At 68.9% G+C, this 15,834-nt stretch carries 14 protein-coding genes; 8 read left to right on the top strand and 6 right to left on the bottom strand.

What is annotated here, in order from left to right; translation table 11 throughout:
- Positions 1-54 precede the first annotated feature (54 nt).
- The 4 genes from chvE to ACWCRD_RS20515 form a co-directional block, all read right to left on the bottom strand.
- On the bottom strand, positions 55-1,164 hold the full coding sequence (chvE, locus tag ACWCRD_RS20500) for a multiple monosaccharide ABC transporter substrate-binding protein (RefSeq protein WP_450967219.1): 1,110 nt from the start codon (positions 1,162-1,164) through the stop codon (positions 55-57).
- 137 nt (positions 1,165-1,301) lie between these two features.
- Positions 1,302-2,270 carry a hypothetical protein gene (locus ACWCRD_RS20505; RefSeq protein WP_450967220.1) on the bottom strand — a complete coding sequence of 323 codons (969 nt, stop codon included), beginning with the start codon at positions 2,268-2,270 and terminating at the stop codon, positions 1,302-1,304.
- 113 nt (positions 2,271-2,383) lie between these two features.
- A complete protein-coding gene (locus ACWCRD_RS20510) occupies positions 2,384-3,391 on the bottom strand; it encodes a zinc-dependent alcohol dehydrogenase (protein ID WP_450967221.1) in 1,008 nt (335 codons plus the stop codon).
- Positions 3,388-4,551, bottom strand: coding sequence for a mandelate racemase/muconate lactonizing enzyme family protein (locus tag ACWCRD_RS20515; protein WP_450967222.1), 1,164 nt, complete (start codon positions 4,549-4,551; stop codon positions 3,388-3,390). The genes ACWCRD_RS20510 and ACWCRD_RS20515 overlap by 4 nt, the downstream gene beginning before the upstream one ends.
- Before the next feature lie 256 nt (positions 4,552-4,807).
- Between ACWCRD_RS20515 and ACWCRD_RS20520 the strand changes: the two genes are divergently transcribed.
- The 6 genes from ACWCRD_RS20520 (at position 4,808) to yjfF (ending at position 12,179) form a co-directional block, all read left to right on the top strand.
- Positions 4,808-5,626: an SCO2400 family protein gene (locus ACWCRD_RS20520; protein WP_450967223.1), complete on the top strand. Its 819-nt coding sequence runs from the start codon at positions 4,808-4,810 to the stop codon at positions 5,624-5,626.
- 596 nt (positions 5,627-6,222) lie between these two features.
- The gene (locus ACWCRD_RS20525; protein WP_450967224.1) at positions 6,223-7,269 is read left to right on the top strand and encodes a LacI family DNA-binding transcriptional regulator; all 1,047 of its coding nucleotides are present in this window, start codon (positions 6,223-6,225) and stop codon (positions 7,267-7,269) included.
- Between the two features lie 135 nt (positions 7,270-7,404).
- Positions 7,405-8,415, top strand: coding sequence for an ABC transporter substrate-binding protein (locus ACWCRD_RS20530; protein ID WP_450967225.1), 1,011 nt, complete (start codon positions 7,405-7,407; stop codon positions 8,413-8,415).
- 97 nt (positions 8,416-8,512) lie between these two features.
- On the top strand, positions 8,513-10,051 hold the full coding sequence (locus ACWCRD_RS20535) for a sugar ABC transporter ATP-binding protein (RefSeq protein ID WP_450967226.1): 1,539 nt from the start codon (positions 8,513-8,515) through the stop codon (positions 10,049-10,051).
- Complete coding sequence (locus ACWCRD_RS20540; RefSeq protein ID WP_450967227.1) at positions 10,048-11,157, top strand: ABC transporter permease; 1,110 nt, start codon at positions 10,048-10,050, stop codon at positions 11,155-11,157. The genes ACWCRD_RS20535 and ACWCRD_RS20540 overlap by 4 nt, the downstream gene beginning before the upstream one ends.
- Positions 11,157-12,179: a galactofuranose ABC transporter, permease protein YjfF gene (yjfF, locus tag ACWCRD_RS20545; RefSeq protein WP_450967228.1), complete on the top strand. Its 1,023-nt coding sequence runs from the start codon at positions 11,157-11,159 to the stop codon at positions 12,177-12,179. Before ACWCRD_RS20540 ends, yjfF begins: the two co-directional genes overlap by 1 nt.
- Positions 12,180-12,313: 134 nt before the next feature.
- Here yjfF and ACWCRD_RS20550 read toward each other — a convergent pair whose 3' ends face one another.
- A complete protein-coding gene (locus ACWCRD_RS20550) occupies positions 12,314-12,760 on the bottom strand; it encodes a MarR family winged helix-turn-helix transcriptional regulator (RefSeq protein ID WP_450967229.1) in 447 nt (148 codons plus the stop codon).
- A 123-nt stretch (positions 12,761-12,883) separates the two neighbouring features.
- Between ACWCRD_RS20550 and ACWCRD_RS20555 the strand changes: the two genes are divergently transcribed.
- Positions 12,884-13,882, top strand: a complete 999-nt coding sequence (locus ACWCRD_RS20555; RefSeq protein ID WP_450967230.1) for an NADP-dependent oxidoreductase — start codon at positions 12,884-12,886, stop codon at positions 13,880-13,882.
- Between the two features lie 96 nt (positions 13,883-13,978).
- The gene (locus ACWCRD_RS20560; RefSeq protein ID WP_450967231.1) at positions 13,979-14,398 is read left to right on the top strand and encodes an organic hydroperoxide resistance protein; all 420 of its coding nucleotides are present in this window, start codon (positions 13,979-13,981) and stop codon (positions 14,396-14,398) included.
- Between the two features lie 181 nt (positions 14,399-14,579).
- Here ACWCRD_RS20560 and ACWCRD_RS20565 read toward each other — a convergent pair whose 3' ends face one another.
- The gene (locus tag ACWCRD_RS20565) at positions 14,580-15,731 is read right to left on the bottom strand and encodes a serine hydrolase domain-containing protein (protein WP_450967232.1); all 1,152 of its coding nucleotides are present in this window, start codon (positions 15,729-15,731) and stop codon (positions 14,580-14,582) included.
- Between the last annotated feature and the right edge of the window lie 103 nt (positions 15,732-15,834).

Genomic DNA, 15,834 nt, shown 5'->3' on the forward strand with positions numbered 1-15,834 from the left:
GTCTGAGTGTCGACATGCGGCTCCGCCGCGTGGCCGACTCCACCGACACGGGGACTACTTGAGCTGGTCCGCCGTGTAGTAGCCGGTGTCGACCAGTTCCTTCGTGTAGTTGGTCTTGTCGACGCTCACCGGCTGCAGCAGGTAGGCGGGGACGGTCTTGACACCGTTGCCGTACGACTTGGTGTCGTTGATCTCCGGCTTCTTGCCGTTGAGGACGTCGTCGATCATGGTCGAGGCGACCTTGGCGAGCTTGCGGATGTCCTTGTAGACGGTCTGCGTCTGCTGGCCCGCGATGATCGACTTCACCGAGGCGAGCTCCGCGTCCTGGCCGGTGATGACGGGCAGCGGCTTGCTGGCGGAGCCGTAACCGTCCGACTTCAGGGCGGCGATGATGCCGATGGAGATGCCGTCGTAGGGCGACAGGACCGCGTCGACCTTGCCGCTGGTGTACGTCGAGGTGAGGATGTCCTCCATGCGCTTCTGCGCGGTGGCACCGTCCCAGCGCAGCGTGGTGACCTGGTTGAGCGCGGTCTGCTTGGACTTGACGACCAGCTGCTTCTTGTCGATGTACGGCTGGAGCACGCTCATCGCGCCGTTGAAGAAGTACTTGGTGTTGTTGTCGTCGTTGGAGCCGGCGAACAGCTCGATGTTGAACGGGCCCTTCTTGCCGCTGTCCAGGCCGAGCTTCTGCACGATGTACGAGCCCTGGAGCTTGCCGACCTTCTCGTTGTCGAACGAGGCGTAGTAGTCGACGTTCTTCGTGCCGAGGATCAGGCGGTCGTAGGAGATCACCGGGATCTTGGCGTCCGCGGCCTGCTGCAGCACGTTGTTCAGCGACTTGTTGTCGATGGCCGCGATGATCAGGCCCTTGACGCCCTGCGTGATCAGGTTCTCGATCTGCGAGACCTGCTGGTCGGGGTCGTCCTCGCCGTAGACCAGCTTGGTCTTGTAGCCCTTGGCCTGCAGGTCCTTGACGACGTTCTTGCCGTCGGCGATCCAGCGCTCGGAGGACTTGGTGGGCATCGCGATACCGATGGTGCCGCCCTTGGCACTGCCCTTGTCCTCCTTGCTGCCGCCCTCGCTGTTCTGGCCGCAGGCGGACAGGGTCAGGGCGAGGGAAGCGGCTCCGGCGACGGCGGCGAGTGCGGCTCTGCGAGTGCGCATGATCATCATCCTTGATGTGTGTGGGGCAGGCTCGGTCCGGCAGTGCAAGGACGCTTGGACGGCGGGTGTGGAGACCGAGTGGTTTGTGGGATTCTGTTTGAGCCCGTCTTCTTCTGTGAAGGGGCGTTGTTCGAACGTTATGCGGACGTGTCGAACCGCTTGAGCGTGCCGGGCAGCCGTGAGCCGAGGGGTGCCATGTCGCCGTCGGCTCCGTGCCGTGCGAGCAGGTCGAGGGCCAGCCGGCCGCGCCGGACGCGTTCCTTGGCGGTGGCCAGCGTCAGGTCTCGCATGTGGTTGCCGTACGGGTAGATCCCGGGCGCCTTGGAGAGACCGAACTTCAGGTACAGCGGTGCCCCGCGCCGGATCAGCTCGGCAACCTCGTACATGCGGACATACCCCCCCAGGTCGTCGGGGGCCTCGATGTACATGTCCATGGGGGCGGCGGAGACCCGCCGGATCTCGGTGAGGTGATCCAGCGTCAGGTCGCTGGGCACGTTGATGGAGTCGCCGCCCAGCTGCTCGTACACCGCGTACGCCGCGGGGTTGACCGGACCGATCAGCGCCGAGACCTTCAGGGTGGTGTCGGCCGGGATGATCCCGGCGACGCGTGCACGGTGCAGGGTCCACAGCACGCCCTCGTCGGCGACCAGGAGGCACTTGACGCCCAACTCCGTCGCGCGGACGGCATCTTCGACGCACCCGGCGACGGAGTCGTGCCCGCGGGCGCGCAGACCGGCCCCCCGGGAGTCGGTGCGCGTGGAACCGCCGATGTCCCAGGTGCCGCGCGGGCCGGTGAACAGGCAGAGCTCGATGTCACGTTCGCCGGTCGCCTCGACCATCTCCGTGATCTCGGCGTCGGTCAGCATCCAGATGCCGCTGCCCTGGCTGATCCGGTGGATCGGCACATCGAGCCGCGAGGCCTCCTTCAGGACGACGGCCAGCGCTTCGGGACCCTCGCACGAGGGGATCTCGGTGCGCCATCTGCCGCCGCCCGGGAAGGTGTGGGGCGAGGCGTCGGCGGGGGAGAGGTCGGGCGCGCTCAGACCGAGGGCGGCGAGCGCCTGCTCGCCGGGTCGACGGGCTGACGGGGCGGAAGCGTCGGTCACAAGGTGTCCTTAGAATGTTCGAGATTTCGGACGAAGTTCGCGGCTCAAGTCGTGCGGGGCTTGGGTGTACGCCGGTGCGGGGGCCGTCAGTTCGCCCCCGCACCGGCGTACGGCTAGGGGCGAAGGAGGACCTTGCCGACCTTCGGATCACCGGACCCGACGAGCTCGATGGCCTGCGGGAACTCGGCGAGCGGCAGCTCGTGCGTGACCAGCGGCAGCGGGTCGAGCAACCCGGCCCCGAACACCCGCACGGTGTGCGCCCACGCGTCCGGCGGCGCCCCGAAGACCGAGTGCACCTCCAGCTGTCGTACGACCAGATCCGTGGGGTCGAGCCCGTTCGCACCCGGTGCCGGGATCCCGGTGAGGACCAGGCGCCCGCCACGCCGCAGCAGAGCGGCGGAGGTCCGCGCGGCGTCGGCGGACCCGGCGGTCTCGATGACGACGTCGAAGTCGTCCGGGAGCGGCTCGTCCTTCGTACGGAAGTCGGTCGCGCCGTACTGCCGCGACAGCCCCTCGCGGTCCCGGCGGGTGCCGACGACCAGCAGCTCCACCGGCGAGACGGCCTTGAGGAACTGCACCGCGAACATCCCGAGGGTGCCGGTGCCGACCACGGCGACCTTCTCGCCCGGCTGCGCGTTCGCCTTGAGGGCGGCGGCCGCGATGCAGGCGGCCGGCTCCAGCAGGGCCGCCGCCGTCAGGTCGGCGTCGTCGGGCAGCACATGCAGCAGCCTCGCCGGGAGGGTGAGCGTGGGCGCCATCGCGCCCGGCTGGGTGAACCCGGTCTCCTCGTACCCGGCGCTGCACAGCGTGGTCTCACCCGCGTGGCAGCGGTCGCACACCTGGCAGTTGCGGAAGCCCTCGCCGACCACCTTGCGGCCGACGAGCGTCCCGGTGACCCCGGCGCCGACCCGCTCCACCGTTCCGGACCACTCGTGGCCGGGCGTGAGCGGGTAGCGCACGTACCCCTCGGGCCGGTTGCCCTGGAACAGCTCCCGGTCGCTGCCGCAGATCCCGCTCGCGTGCACCCGCACCAGCGCCTCGCCCGGACCGGGGTCGCGGGGCGTGTGCTCGGCCAGGTGGAAGGTGCCCGGGGCGTCGACGACGACAGCGGCGGAACTCACTGGGCTTCCTTCGGGTTCCGCTTCTCCCAACCCTCGGCCCACAGGTCGAAGTGCGCCCGCTGCTGGGGGAACTCGGCAGCGGCGTCCACGTCCAGCTCCACGCCCAGGCCGGGCGCGTCGGAGACGTGGAAGCAGCCGTCCTCCGGGTTCACCTGCGGAGCGCCCTTGACCACCTTCTTGATCTCGGCGTCCGCGAAGTCGTTGAAGTGCTCAAGGATCTTGAAGTTCGGGGAGGTGAAGCCGACCTGGAGGGAGGCGGCGGTGAGCACGGAGCCACCGACGTTGTGCGGGGCGACCAGCATGTAGTGGGTCTCGGCGGTCGCGGCGAGCTTGCGCGTCTCCCAGATGCCGCCGATGTGGCCGACGTCCGGCTGGATGATGTCGACGGCCTGGCTCTCGAAGAGCTCCCGGAACTCGATCCGGTCGTGGATGCGCTCGCCCGTGGCCACCGGCATGTCCACCTTCGCGGCGACCTTCTCCAGCGCCTTGAGGTTCTCCGGCGGCACCGGCTCCTCCAGCCACGCGGGCTTGAAGGGCGCGAGCTCCTTGGCCAGCCGGACGGCGGTGGCGGGGGAGAAGCGGCCGTGCATCTCCAGCATCAGCTCGGACTCGGGGCCGATGGCGTCCCGGACGGCCTCGATCAGCGAGACCGCGTACATGGTCTGCTCGTGGTCGAGCTCGAAGTGCCCGGTGCCGAAGGGGTCGATCTTCAGTGCCCGGTAACCGCGCTCCATGACGCCCTGAGCGGCCTTGTGGTACGCCTCGGGCGTCCGCTCGGTGGTGTACCACCCGTTGGCGTAGGCCTTCACCTTGTCGGTGACCTTGCCGCCGAGCAGCTGCCACACCGGAACGCCGAGGGCCTTGCCCTTGATGTCCCAGCAGGCCATCTCGACGACGGCGATGCCGGACATCACGATCTCGCCCGCGCGGCCGTAGTCGCCGTACTTCATACGGCGGGTCAGGTCCTCGACGGCGAACGGGTCCGACCCGAGAATGTGGTTCTGCTCGGCCTCTCTCAGGTATCCGATCAGCGCGTCGGTGTGGCCCAGCATGCGGGTCTCGCCGACACCCGTGATGCCTTCGTCGGTGTGCACCAGGACGTAGGTCAGGTTGCGCCACGGCGTGCCGACCACGTGCGTGCTGATTCCGGTGATGCGCACGGAAGTTACCCTTCGGCTGTTCGAAATTTCGGCTCATGTTCGAAATGCTGGGCAGACAGTAAGGATGGTGCGAGCGGGGTGTCAATGGGTAGGACGGTTAACGGTTTCGCCAGTTTCGTCGCCTCTTGCCCACGTGGCCACCCCCCGGTGTGTGCCAGTTCACTCCGGCGGTCCCATCGATATGGCCGGTTTCCCACACAACCTTCACGGCCGTGCCTAGGAACGTGACCCTGCGGGAACTTAATCTTCCCACGTCATGGACTACTGCCACCCGTGCCAACGGCACCTCAACGGCGCCCTCGCCTGTCCGGGGTGCGGGACACGCGTCGAGCAGATGCGCGCGTACTGGGATGCCTACGAGCCGGAGCCCTACGATCACGCCGTCGCTCCCGCCGAGGACGATGTACCGGTGGCTCCTGTCGAGGACGATGCACCGGTGGCTCCCGGCGACGGTGTCGCCCATCCTGACGACGACGGTCATGTCGGTCACGAAGGCGAGGACGACGAGCCGCACGGGCGTGCCGCGCGCCGCCGCGAGCAGGGCCGCGGTGGCCGGCGGGGCCCCGCCGGCGCGGTCGGTGCGACGGACTCGAGCCGTCGCGACCGCAAGGCCGCGCTCCACCGTCGGCGCCGCAAGCGCACGCTGCTCGTCGCCGCGGGTTTCGTCCTGGCGGCGGGTGGTCTGAGTCTGGCCGAACTCGGCATGGACGCACCGGTGTTCTCCTCGTCCCCCGACCCGTCCGCGGCCGGGAACGAGTCGTCCGAGGTCGACCGCGCGACGGCGGAGCCGAGCGAGTCCGCAGGGCCCCGAGGCGGCGGGACGGGTGCTTCGGACGGCAAGCCCTCGGCCTCCCCGGACACCTCCGCCTCGCCCTCGGCGTCCAAGTCCTCCCACGGCAGGGACGACGCGTCCCCGACCCCCGGCAAGCCGACCCGGCCGGCAACCGTCCCCGGCTCCTCGGGCTCGACACCCCCGCCCGCCTCGGGCTCGACCCCGACCTCGGATCCGACGGCCTCCGGCCCGTCCCCGCGGCCGTCGCCGTCGTGCACGCGCTTTCTGTGGTGGTGTACGTAACGCTGCCGGTCGGCTTCAACTGTGCCTGTTGTGACGGTGGTTGAGGTGCTGCTTCGGGTGGCTGTCCGGCTCTCCGGCTCGACGTTTCCGCCGTCTCTGGCTTGTCTCTGCGGCCGTCGCCGTCGTGCAGGCACTTTCCGGGGTGGCGTGCCCGGCGCTGAGTCAACTTCCGCTCACGCGATGGCGTGTCCCTGGGCCGTCCCCCTCGGCCGTCTCCGTCGCCGTCGGAGGCGTGCACGGGCCACCCGCGGTGGTGTGCCCGGCGCTGCCGGTCGGCGTCAACTTTCCCTGATGTGATGGTGGTTGAGGCGGTCGCCTGAGTGGCCAAACGGCCGGCTCTCCCCGGCCGCGTTATTCAACCGTGACGGCCTTCTGCCTGCAACCCTCTTGACCGCCGTGATTTGTTAGCGCTCACAATGACCTCCGCATTCACCGGTCAGCGTCCAGCGTCAGCGTGGGAGATATGAGCGTCGTGCCCGAAGTGTCCCGACCAGTAGATCCCGCCAGTGCTGTTGGGCCTTCCCGGAGACCTGTGTGAAGCCGCCGGGGCGGGGTCGTCCGCCCACGACGCAGGCGAGCGCCAAGGAGGTGCGGCCGTGACCCACGCGCAGCTTCGGCCGCCCACCATGGCCGACGTGGCACGCCTGGCGGGCGTGTCCCACCAGACGGTGTCCCGGGTGCTGGGAAACCACCCCAACGTGCGGGACGAGACACGGGCCAGGGTGCTGCGTGTGATCGAGGAAACGGGCTACCGCCGCAACTCCTCCGCACGGGCCCTGGTGACCCGGCGCACCAGGACGCTGGGGGTGGTGGCCTCCGACACCACCCTCTACGGACCGGCCAGCACCCTGTTCGCGCTGGAGGAGGCGGCCCGGGCCGAGGGATATCTCGTCTCGACGGTCACTTTGCGCAAGCTGACCATGGAGACGCTGTCCGAGGCCCTGGACCACCTCAGTGAGGGCGGGGTGGAAGGAGTGGTCGCCATCGCCCCGCAGCGGTCCGCGGTGGTTGCGATGGCCGAACTGCGCTGTCCCTTCCCGGTGGTGGTCGTGGGCAGCGGTCCGGGCGTGGAGATCCCCGGCGTCAGCGTGGACCAGCACCTCGGAGCCAGGCTGGCCACCGGCCACCTGCTGGCCGCCGGTCACCGTAACGTCTGGCACCTCGCCGGGCCCGAGGACTGGCAGGAGGCGGCCGACCGGGCGGCCGGCTGGCGGGCGACCCTCGAAGCTGCGGGGGCGGAGCCGCCCATGCTCCTGCGCGGGGACTGGAGTCCGCTGTCTGGTTACCGCGCGGGCCAGGAACTGGCCGGCTGGGTGGGCCGGGGGCTGACCGCCGTCTTCGTCGCCAACGACCAGATGGCACTGGGGGTGTTGCGGGCGCTGCGGGAGGCCGGGGTCCGGACTCCCCAGGACGTCGCGGTGGTGGGCTTCGACGACATCCCGGAGTCCGAGTACTTCGCTCCTCCCCTCACCACCGTCCGGCAGGATTTCTCGACGGTGGGAAAGCGCGGCATCGCGATGCTCCTGGAGCTGATCGAGGGGCGGCCACCCGCCACCGCGCGCAGGATCGCCATCGAACCCCAACTCGTCGTCAGGGCCAGTACTTTCCCGCACGCCGTCCAACCGGAGGGCGTACCTCTCTGACGTACCGACCAACCACACATGCGATTCCGTGTGGCCGAAATACCGAACAATGATCGACAGGCTGGACGTAGTGCGGCCGGTCCCCTCGAGTACCAGCGGGTCCGTCCCCGGGCCGGCTCTTCAAAGGAGAAGAACATGCTCAACAGAAGGAACTTCCTCACCGCGGCGGTCGGCGTGGCAGCTGCGGGCGGACTGGCCGCCTGCGCCAAGAAGGACGACAGCGGCTCCGGCTCCGGCTCCGGCTCCGGCGGCGGCAAGGCGATCTCGCTCGGCTTCTCCCAGGTCGGCGCGGAGAGCGGCTGGCGCGCCGCCAACACCACCTCGGTGAAGTCCGCGGCCAAGGAGGCGGGCATCAACCTCAAGTTCTCCGACGCCCAGCAGAAGCAGGAGAACCAGATCTCCGCGATCCGCAGCTACATCGCGCAGAAGGTCGACGTCATCGCCTTCTCGCCGGTGGTCGTCACCGGCTGGGACGCGGTGCTCAAGGAGGCCAAGGCCGCGAAGATCCCGGTGGTCCTCACCGACCGCTCGGTGGAGACCTCCGACAGCTCGCTGTACGTCACGCTGGTCGGTTCCGACTTCACCGACGAGGGCCGGCGCGCCGCCCGGATGCTGGAGAAGGTCATCGCCAAGGCCGGCCTCAAGGGCCCGGTGAAGATCGCCCAGCTGGAGGGCACCACCGGCGCCGCTCCCGCGATCGAGCGCGGCAAGGGCTTCAAGGAGATCATGGACGCGGAGCACAAGTCCGACTGGAAGATCGTCGTCAGTCAGAGCGGTGACTTCACGCGCGCCGGCGGCAAGCAGGTCATGGCGGCCTTCCTGCAGTCCCACTCGGACATCAACGTGCTCTTCGCGCACAACGACGACATGGCCATCGGCGCCATCCAGTCGATCGAGGCGGCCGGCAAGAAGCCCGGCAAGGACATCCTGATCGTCTCGGTCGACGGTGTCCACGACGGCTTCGTCGCCATGTCCGAGGGCAAGATCAACGGCATCGTGGAGTGCAACCCGCTGCTCGGCCCCCAGCTGATGGAGGTCGTGAAGAAGGTCCACGCCGGCGAGAAGGTCGAGCGCTGGATCAAGACCAAGGAGGGCGACTACACGCAGGACCAGGCCAAGGCCGCGCTCCCCACCCGGAAGTACTGACCCACCGCACCCACCGGCAGGGAGCCTCCGGCCGACCGAGCCATCGGTCCGAGGGGGCTCCCTGCGGGAGTGAACCAATCCCACAAGGAGCGCTGCCATGGCAGAGCCGCGGCCCGTGCTGGAAATGACGGGCATAGTCAAAGAGTTCCCGGGGGTACGGGCTCTGTCGGACGTCGACTTCCGGCTCTTCCCCGGCGAGATCCACGCCCTGATGGGCGAGAACGGCGCGGGGAAGTCCACCCTGATCAAGGTGCTGACGGGGGTCTACTCCCTGGACGGCGGCACGATCACCCTGGACGGGAAGTCCGTGCGCTTCGGCAGCCCGCTGCAGGCGCAGCACGCCGGCATCAGCACCGTCTACCAGGAGGTGAACCTCTGCCCCAACCTGTCGGTGGCGGAGAACATCTTCATCGGCCGCGAGCCGACCCGCATGGGCCGTATCCAGTGGAAGCGGATGCGCAAGGAGGCGGCGGAGCTGGTGGACCGGCTCGGCCTCGACATCGACGTCACCGCGCCCCTGTCCACGTACCCGCTGGCCGTGCAGCAACTGGTCGCGATCGTCCGGTCGGTGGGCACCGGCGACAGCGACGGCCAGGGATCGGGCACCAAGGTGCTGGTCCTGGACGAGCCGACCTCCAGCCTCGACCGTGACGAGGTCCAGGAGCTGTTCCGCCTGATGCGGCGGCTCAAGGACGAGGGCGTGGCGATCCTGTTCGTCTCGCACTTCCTCGACCAGATCTACGAGATCTGCGACCGGATGACCGTCCTGCGCAACGGCACGCTCGTCGGCGAGCACATGGTCGCCGACCTCGACCAGGTCGGGCTGATCCAGCTGATGATCGGCAAGGCTCTGGACCAGCTGGAGGAGCTGCAGGACCAGCAGCTGCACTCCGACGTCGGCGAGACCCTGCTGAAGGCGGAGGGCCTCGGCAGGACCGGCGGCATCGCCCCCTTCGACCTGGAGATCAAGAAGGGCGAGGTGCTCGGGCTCGCCGGACTGCTGGGATCGGGCCGGACCGAACTCGCCCGGCTGCTCTTCGGCGCCGACCAGCCGGACAGCGGCAAGATGACCATCGGCGGCAAGCAGGTCTCGATGAGCGCCCCGAACGCCGCGATCGGCGCCGGCGTCGCCTTCTGCTCCGAGAACCGCAAGACCGAGGGCCTGGTGCCCGATCTGACGGTGCGGGAGAACATCATCCTGGCCCTGCAGGCCGCGCGCGGCTGGACGCGGCCCATCCCGGTCGCCCAGCGCGACGAACTCGTCGCCAAGTACATCAAGGCGCTGGACATCCGGCCCGCCAACCCCGAGGCCAGGGTCGGCCGGCTCAGCGGCGGCAACCAGCAGAAGGTGCTGCTGGCCCGCTGGCTGATCACCCAGCCGAAGCTGCTGATCCTGGACGAGCCGACGCGCGGCATCGACGTCGGCGCCAAGGCGGAGATCCAGAAACTCGTGGTCTCGCTCTCCGAGGAGGGCATGTCCGTGCTGTACATCGCGGCCGAGCTGGAGGAGGTACTCCGGCTCAGTCACACCATCGGAGTGCTGCGCGACCGCCGGCTGGTGGCGCAGCTCGCCAACGGGCCGGAGATCACCAGCAGCCGGATCATGGAGACCATCGCGAGCGGAGAACACCAGTGAGCACCAACTCCCGATGGCGAGCACTGACACACCACCACCTGTTCTGGCCGGTCGCGGTCCTTGTCTTCCTGCTGCTCGTCAACGTGCCCTTCACCCCTGACTTCTTCTCGGTCAAGATGACGGGCGGCCACCTCTACGGCAGCCTCGTCTCGATCGTGCTGTTCGGATCGCCCCTCATCCTGGTGGCGGTCGGCATGACCGTGGTCATCGCCACCGGCGGCATCGACCTCTCGGTCGGTGCCGTGGTCGCCATCACCGGGGCACTCGCCTGCTCCTACATCAGCCACCAGGCCGACCAGAACGCCCTGTCCGGGGTGCTTCTCGCCATGGGGATCGGCCTGCTTGCCGCGGTCGTCTGCGGTCTGTGGAACGGCTTCCTGGTCGCCAGGATGGGCATCCAGCCGATCATCGCCACACTGATCATCATGGTCGCCGGACGCGGTGTCGCCCAGCTGATCACCGACGGCCAGATCATCACCATCGACAGCGACCCGTACAAGCTGATCGGCGGCGGCTACTGGCTGACGCTGCCGTTCTCCATCTTCGTGGTGGCCGTGGTCGTGGCCGTCACCGTGGCGCTGACCCGCCGCACGGCGCTCGGCCTGCTGATCGAGGCGGTCGGCGGCAACGCCGAGGCCAGCCGCCTCGTGGGCATCAGGTCCCGGCGCATCAAGATCATGGTGTACGTGTTCTGCGCGCTGTGCGCCGGCGTCGCGGGCCTGATGATCAGCTCCAACACCTCGGCGGCGGACGGCAACAACGCCGGTCTGTGGATCGAACTCGACGCGATCCTCGCGGTGGTGATCGGCGGCACCTCACTGCTGGGCGGCCGGTTCTCCATCGGCGGCACGGTGGTCGGCGCCCTCGTCATCCAGACCCTGACGACCACGATCTACACCATCGGTGTGCCGACCCAGACCACCCTGGTCTTCAAGGCCGTCGTCGTCATCGTCGTCTGCCTGCTCCAGTCCCCGAAGTTCCGCGCCAAGGTCTTCGGTGCCAGGTTCGGCGCCCGGTTCGGCGCGAAGGGCGGCGCCAAGCCGGCCGCGGCCGAGGCGGACACCGCCGGGGCGACCGACGCCGCTGCGAAGATGGAGGTGTCGTGATGAGCGCGACCACCCAGAGCCCCACGGCCGTGGACAGCCGTACCCCGTCCAAGGCCCAGCGCGTGCTGGGCGACCGGCGCCTGCCCGTCGCGGCGACGGCCCTGCTCTTCCTCGTGATGTACGGGGTGGGCCTGGTCCGGTACCAGTACTACGGTTTCGCCGAACCGCAGGTCTTCCTGAACCTGTTCATCGACAACAGCTATCTGCTGGTGGCCGCGGTCGGTGCCACCTTCGTCATCCTGTCCGGCGGCATCGACCTGTCCGTCGGCTCGGTGATCGGCTTCACCACGATGCTGACGGCCTGGCTGGTGGAGCGCGAGGGGCTGCCCCTGCTGGTGGTGATCCCCATCGCGCTGGCCGTGGGCGCCTTCGGCGGCTTCCTCATGGGCTATGTGATCCACAACTTCGAGATCCAGCCCTTCATCGTGACCCTCGCCGGCCTCTTCCTCTTCCGCGGCCTGTGCCTGGTCATCAGCAAGGAGTCGATCTCCATCAGCGACTCCGAGGTCAGCAGCATGGCCTCGGCGCAGCTGTCGCTGGGGATGGGGTTCCTGTCGATCGGTGCGGTCGTCGCGCTGGTCGTCCTCGCTGTGGCGTTCTACGTCCTGCACTACACCCGCTTCGGGCGCCGTGTGTACGCCATCGGCGGCAACGAGCAGTCGGCCCTGCTGATGGGTCTCCCGCAGGGCGGTACGAAGATCGCCGTGTACACGGTGAGCGGCTTCTGCTCGGCGCTCGCCGGTCTGCTGTTCACCCTCTACATCCAGTCCGGTGACCCGCTGCACGCGACCGGCATGGAACTGGACGCGATCGCCGCGGTCGTCATCGGCGGCACGCTGCTGACGGGCGGTTCCGGCTATGTGGTGGGCACCCTGTTCGGCGTGCTGGTGCTGGGCCTGATCAAGAGCATCATCCAGTTCGAGGGCACGCTCAGCTCCTGGTGGACGAAGATCGCCACCGGCGTGCTGCTGTGCGTGTTCATCCTGGTCCAGCGCGTCATGACGGCCCGCAGGAAGACATGACGACCCGCAGCAGGAGCTGAGCCGCCCGGAACACTCCCCGCAGGAGTGGAGCCGCCCGGAACGCTCCTCGGTCGAAGAGGTCCGGCGTACGCATCCCGTGCGCCGGACCTCTCGCATGTCGGGTCCGGCCGGCCTCAGCCCTCGGTCTGCCGCAGCATCCGCTGCAGCAGGCCCCTCAGCGCCAGCCGTTCCTCCCTGCCGAGCCCCGCCAGCGGTTCGCGCGCGAAGCGCAGGGACTCGCGCAGGTTCTTGGCCACCCGCCGGCCCTCCTGCGTCGCCGCCGCCAGCTTCACGCGCCGGTCGGCCGGGTCGGGGCGGCGCTCCACCAGGCCACGGGACTCCAGGCGGTCGACGATGCCGGTCACGTTGGACGGCTCGCACTTCAGTTTCTGGGCCAGCTTGCGCATGGGCAGCGGTTCCAGGGAGAGCAGACTCAGCAGACGGGCCTGGGCGCCGGTCAGCGAGTGCTCGGCGGCGGCATTCTCGTAGTCCTCGTGGTAGCGGGCCACGATGTCGCCGATGAGTTCGACGACCTCAAGGGTCAGTTCATCGGGACGACGGGTGTTCGGTGGAGTGGCCATGCGTTCAGCGTACCCCGTTACTTGACAACCTGAAATATTCAGGAGCATGGTTGTTTCAGGTACTGAAGTATTTGGTACCCGCAGTTTCTGAAGTACTTCCCGCACGCTTGAAAGGCACTCGTCATGATCAACCGCGAATGGCACCTGCTCAGCCGTCCCGTCGGCTGGCCGAAGCCCGAGGACTTCGCCATGGTCGAGACGGAGGTCGCGGCGCCGGGTGAGGGTCAGGTGGTGGTCCGCAACAAGTACCTCTCCGTCGACCCGTACATGCGCGGCCGCATGAGCGACGCCAAGTCGTACGTCGCCCCCTTCGAGCTGGGCAAGGTCATGCAGGGCGGCGCGGTCGGCGAGGTCCTCGAGTCCAACGCCGAGGGCATCGCCGTCGGCGACCACGTGCTGCACTTCCTCGGCTGGCGCGAGTACGCGGTCGTGGACGCGAGGACCGCCGTCAAGGTCGACCCGGAGGCCGCGCCGCTGAGCACGTACCTCGGTGTGCTCGGCATGACGGGTCTGACGGCGTACGCGGGCCTGCTGCGGGTCGGTGCCTTCAAGGAGGGCGACGCGGTCTTCGTCTCCGGCGCCGCGGGTGCCGTCGGCAGCCAGGTGGGCCAGATCGCCAAGCTCAAGGGCGCCTCCCGGGTCATCGGCTCGGCCGGCTCCGACGAGAAGGTCAAGCTCCTGGTCGAGGAGTACGGCTTCGACGCCGCGTTCAACTACAAGAACGGCCCGGTCTGGGAGCAGCTCAAGGCGGCCGCCCCGGACGGCATCGACGTCTACTTCGACAACGTCGGCGGCGAGCACCTCGAGGCCGCCATCGGCGCGCTCAACCTCAAGGGCCGGGCCGTGATCTGCGGCATGATCTCGCAGTACAACTCGACCGAGCCGACGCCCGGCCCGCGCAACATGGTCAAGATCCTGCAGAACCGGCTCCGGGTCGAGGGCGTCCTGGTCGGCGACCACTACGACCTGCAGCCCGAGTTCGTCCGGGAGGTCGGCCCCTGGGTCGCCTCGGGACAGCTGAAGTACCGCGAGACGGTCGTCGAGGGCATCGAGAACAACCTGGAGGCCTTCCTCGGGGTCCTGCGCGGCGACAACACCGGGAAGATGATCGTCAAGCTGTAGGGCTTCCTCGCGGTTTCCGGCATGCGGTAACTTCTTTCCGAAACCGTCGTCGATCGTGGGCGCGAGTCGCGGCGGACCGAGGAGGAAGACAACCGCATGTCCATCCAGCAGACCGACGTCCTCTACACGGCCGTCGCCACCGCCGAGAACGGTCGCGACGGCCGGGTCGCCACCGACGACGGCAAGCTCGACGTCGTCGTGAACCCGCCCAAGGAGATGGGCGGCAGCGGCGCCGGCACCAACCCGGAACAGCTGTTCGCGGCCGGCTACAGCGCCTGCTTCCAGGGCGCGCTGGGCGTCGTGGCCCGCCAGGAGAAGGCCGACATCTCCGGCTCGACGGTCACCGCGAAGGTCGGCATCGGCAAGAACGGCGACGGCTTCGGGATCATCGTCGAGATCTCGGCCCACATCCCGAACGCCGACGCGGAAACCGCCCGGGCCCTCCTGGAGAAGGCCCACCAGGTCTGCCCGTACTCGAAGGCAACTCGCGGCAACATCACCGTGACGCTGGTCTGACGACAGTCGTTGCGTACGCGAGAGGCCGCATCCTTGGACGTGGGATGCGGCCTCTGCCTTGCACTCGTTGCCGCGGGGCCCGGTAGCGCCCCTCAGGGGGCGCGGGGCTGTGACATTTGCGGCTCCGCCGCGTGGGCGCGACCAGCCACAACGGGCCGGCAGGTGAAATGCACCTGAGTGTTCAGACGCCCAGCGCAGCGCCGTGCACCGCCTTCACCAGCCGCTCGTTCTCCGGTGCCGCCCCGCCCGGGAAGGCGATGCGCCGCCGGGTGTAGCCGTACGCCAGCCCGCTGCGCGGGTCCGCGAAGGCCTGGGAGCCGCCCGCTCCGGCGTGCCCGAAGGCCCCGGCGCCCAGGAACAGGTACCAGGCCTCGCTTGTCGCCTGGAAGCCGAGGCCGAACGCCCGGTGGGCGCGGGCCACCAGGTCGTACCCGACCGAGTGGACCTGCCCGACCTCGGCGATCGTGTCCGGCTTCAGCAGCGGCGGCCGCCCCGCCACCTCGCTGATCGCCGCCGCGTACATCCCGGCGAGCCCGCGCGCCGCGGCCACTCCGCCCGCCGACGCCGGGCCCTTGGCCCGCACCGTACGGGAGTTGGCATGGCCGACCAGATCCCCGGGCTCGGGCACATGGCTGTTGAAGGCGATGGAGGCGAGCGTGTGCGGCCCTCTCGGCGTCGCGTCCAGGAAGGCCTGCTGCTTCGCCGTCGGAGCCATCGGCTGCACGGACCGGAAGCGGGGCTCCAGTGCCTCGGGCAGCCCCAGGTGGAAGTCCAGCCCGTAGGGCGCCCGTACCCGCTCCTCGTAGACCTCCTGGAGGGTGTGACCCGTGGCCCGCCGCACCACTTCTCCGGTGAGCGCGCCGATGACGAGGGCGTGGTAGCCGAACGCCGTGCCCGGGCGCCAGAACGGCCGCTGGTCCGCAAGGCGTTCCGCGATCGCGCGGTCGTCGGCCAGCTCGTCCTTGCTGAACCCCGCGTCGAGCCCGATCAGCCCGGCGCGATGCGTGACCAGGTCGCGCAGCGTCAGCGCCGCCTTGCCCTCGGTCCCGAACTCGGGCCAGTAGTACGTCACTTTGCGGTCGAGTTCGAGCGTGCCGTCCTGCACGAGGAGCGCGACGACCAGATGGGCGGCGCCCTTGGTCGACGAGAACACGCCGTAGAGGGACTCGGCGTCGTTGCCGTCCCCGGCCCACAGGTCGACGACCTTGCGGCCGTGCACATAGGCGCACAGCTGGCCCTCGTAGTCGGGAAGTTCCCCCGCCACGAACGCGGCGAACTCCTCACGCACTGCCTCGAAGCCGTCCGCGACGGTGCCGTGGATCTGCTGCGTCATCCGTTCTCCTCAAGCTCGGGCGCTGGGCGAGGGGGCTTCCTGAGATCGATACGGCGAGATGTACCTGTTCGACTCAACCCCAACAAGAGGCGGTTCATGTCAC

This window comes from Streptomyces sp. NPDC002092, assembly GCF_053593775.1.

Excerpts from the sequence above, each read along its gene's own strand:
- chvE (WP_450967219.1), bottom strand. The coding sequence starts at position 1,164 with ATGCGCACTCGCAGAGCCGCACTCGCCGCCGTCGCCGGAGCCGCTTCC.
- ACWCRD_RS20520 (WP_450967223.1), top strand. The coding sequence starts at position 4,808 with ATGGACTACTGCCACCCGTGCCAACGGCACCTCAACGGCGCCCTCGCC.
- ACWCRD_RS20530 (WP_450967225.1), top strand. The coding sequence starts at position 7,405 with ATGCTCAACAGAAGGAACTTCCTCACCGCGGCGGTCGGCGTGGCAGCT.
- ACWCRD_RS20535 (WP_450967226.1), top strand. The coding sequence starts at position 8,513 with ATGGCAGAGCCGCGGCCCGTGCTGGAAATGACGGGCATAGTCAAAGAG.
- yjfF (WP_450967228.1), top strand. The coding sequence starts at position 11,157 with ATGAGCGCGACCACCCAGAGCCCCACGGCCGTGGACAGCCGTACCCCG.
- ACWCRD_RS20550 (WP_450967229.1), bottom strand. The coding sequence starts at position 12,760 with ATGGCCACTCCACCGAACACCCGTCGTCCCGATGAACTGACCCTTGAG.
- ACWCRD_RS20555 (WP_450967230.1), top strand. The coding sequence starts at position 12,884 with ATGATCAACCGCGAATGGCACCTGCTCAGCCGTCCCGTCGGCTGGCCG.
- ACWCRD_RS20560 (WP_450967231.1), top strand. The coding sequence starts at position 13,979 with ATGTCCATCCAGCAGACCGACGTCCTCTACACGGCCGTCGCCACCGCC.
- ACWCRD_RS20565 (WP_450967232.1), bottom strand. The coding sequence starts at position 15,731 with ATGACGCAGCAGATCCACGGCACCGTCGCGGACGGCTTCGAGGCAGTG.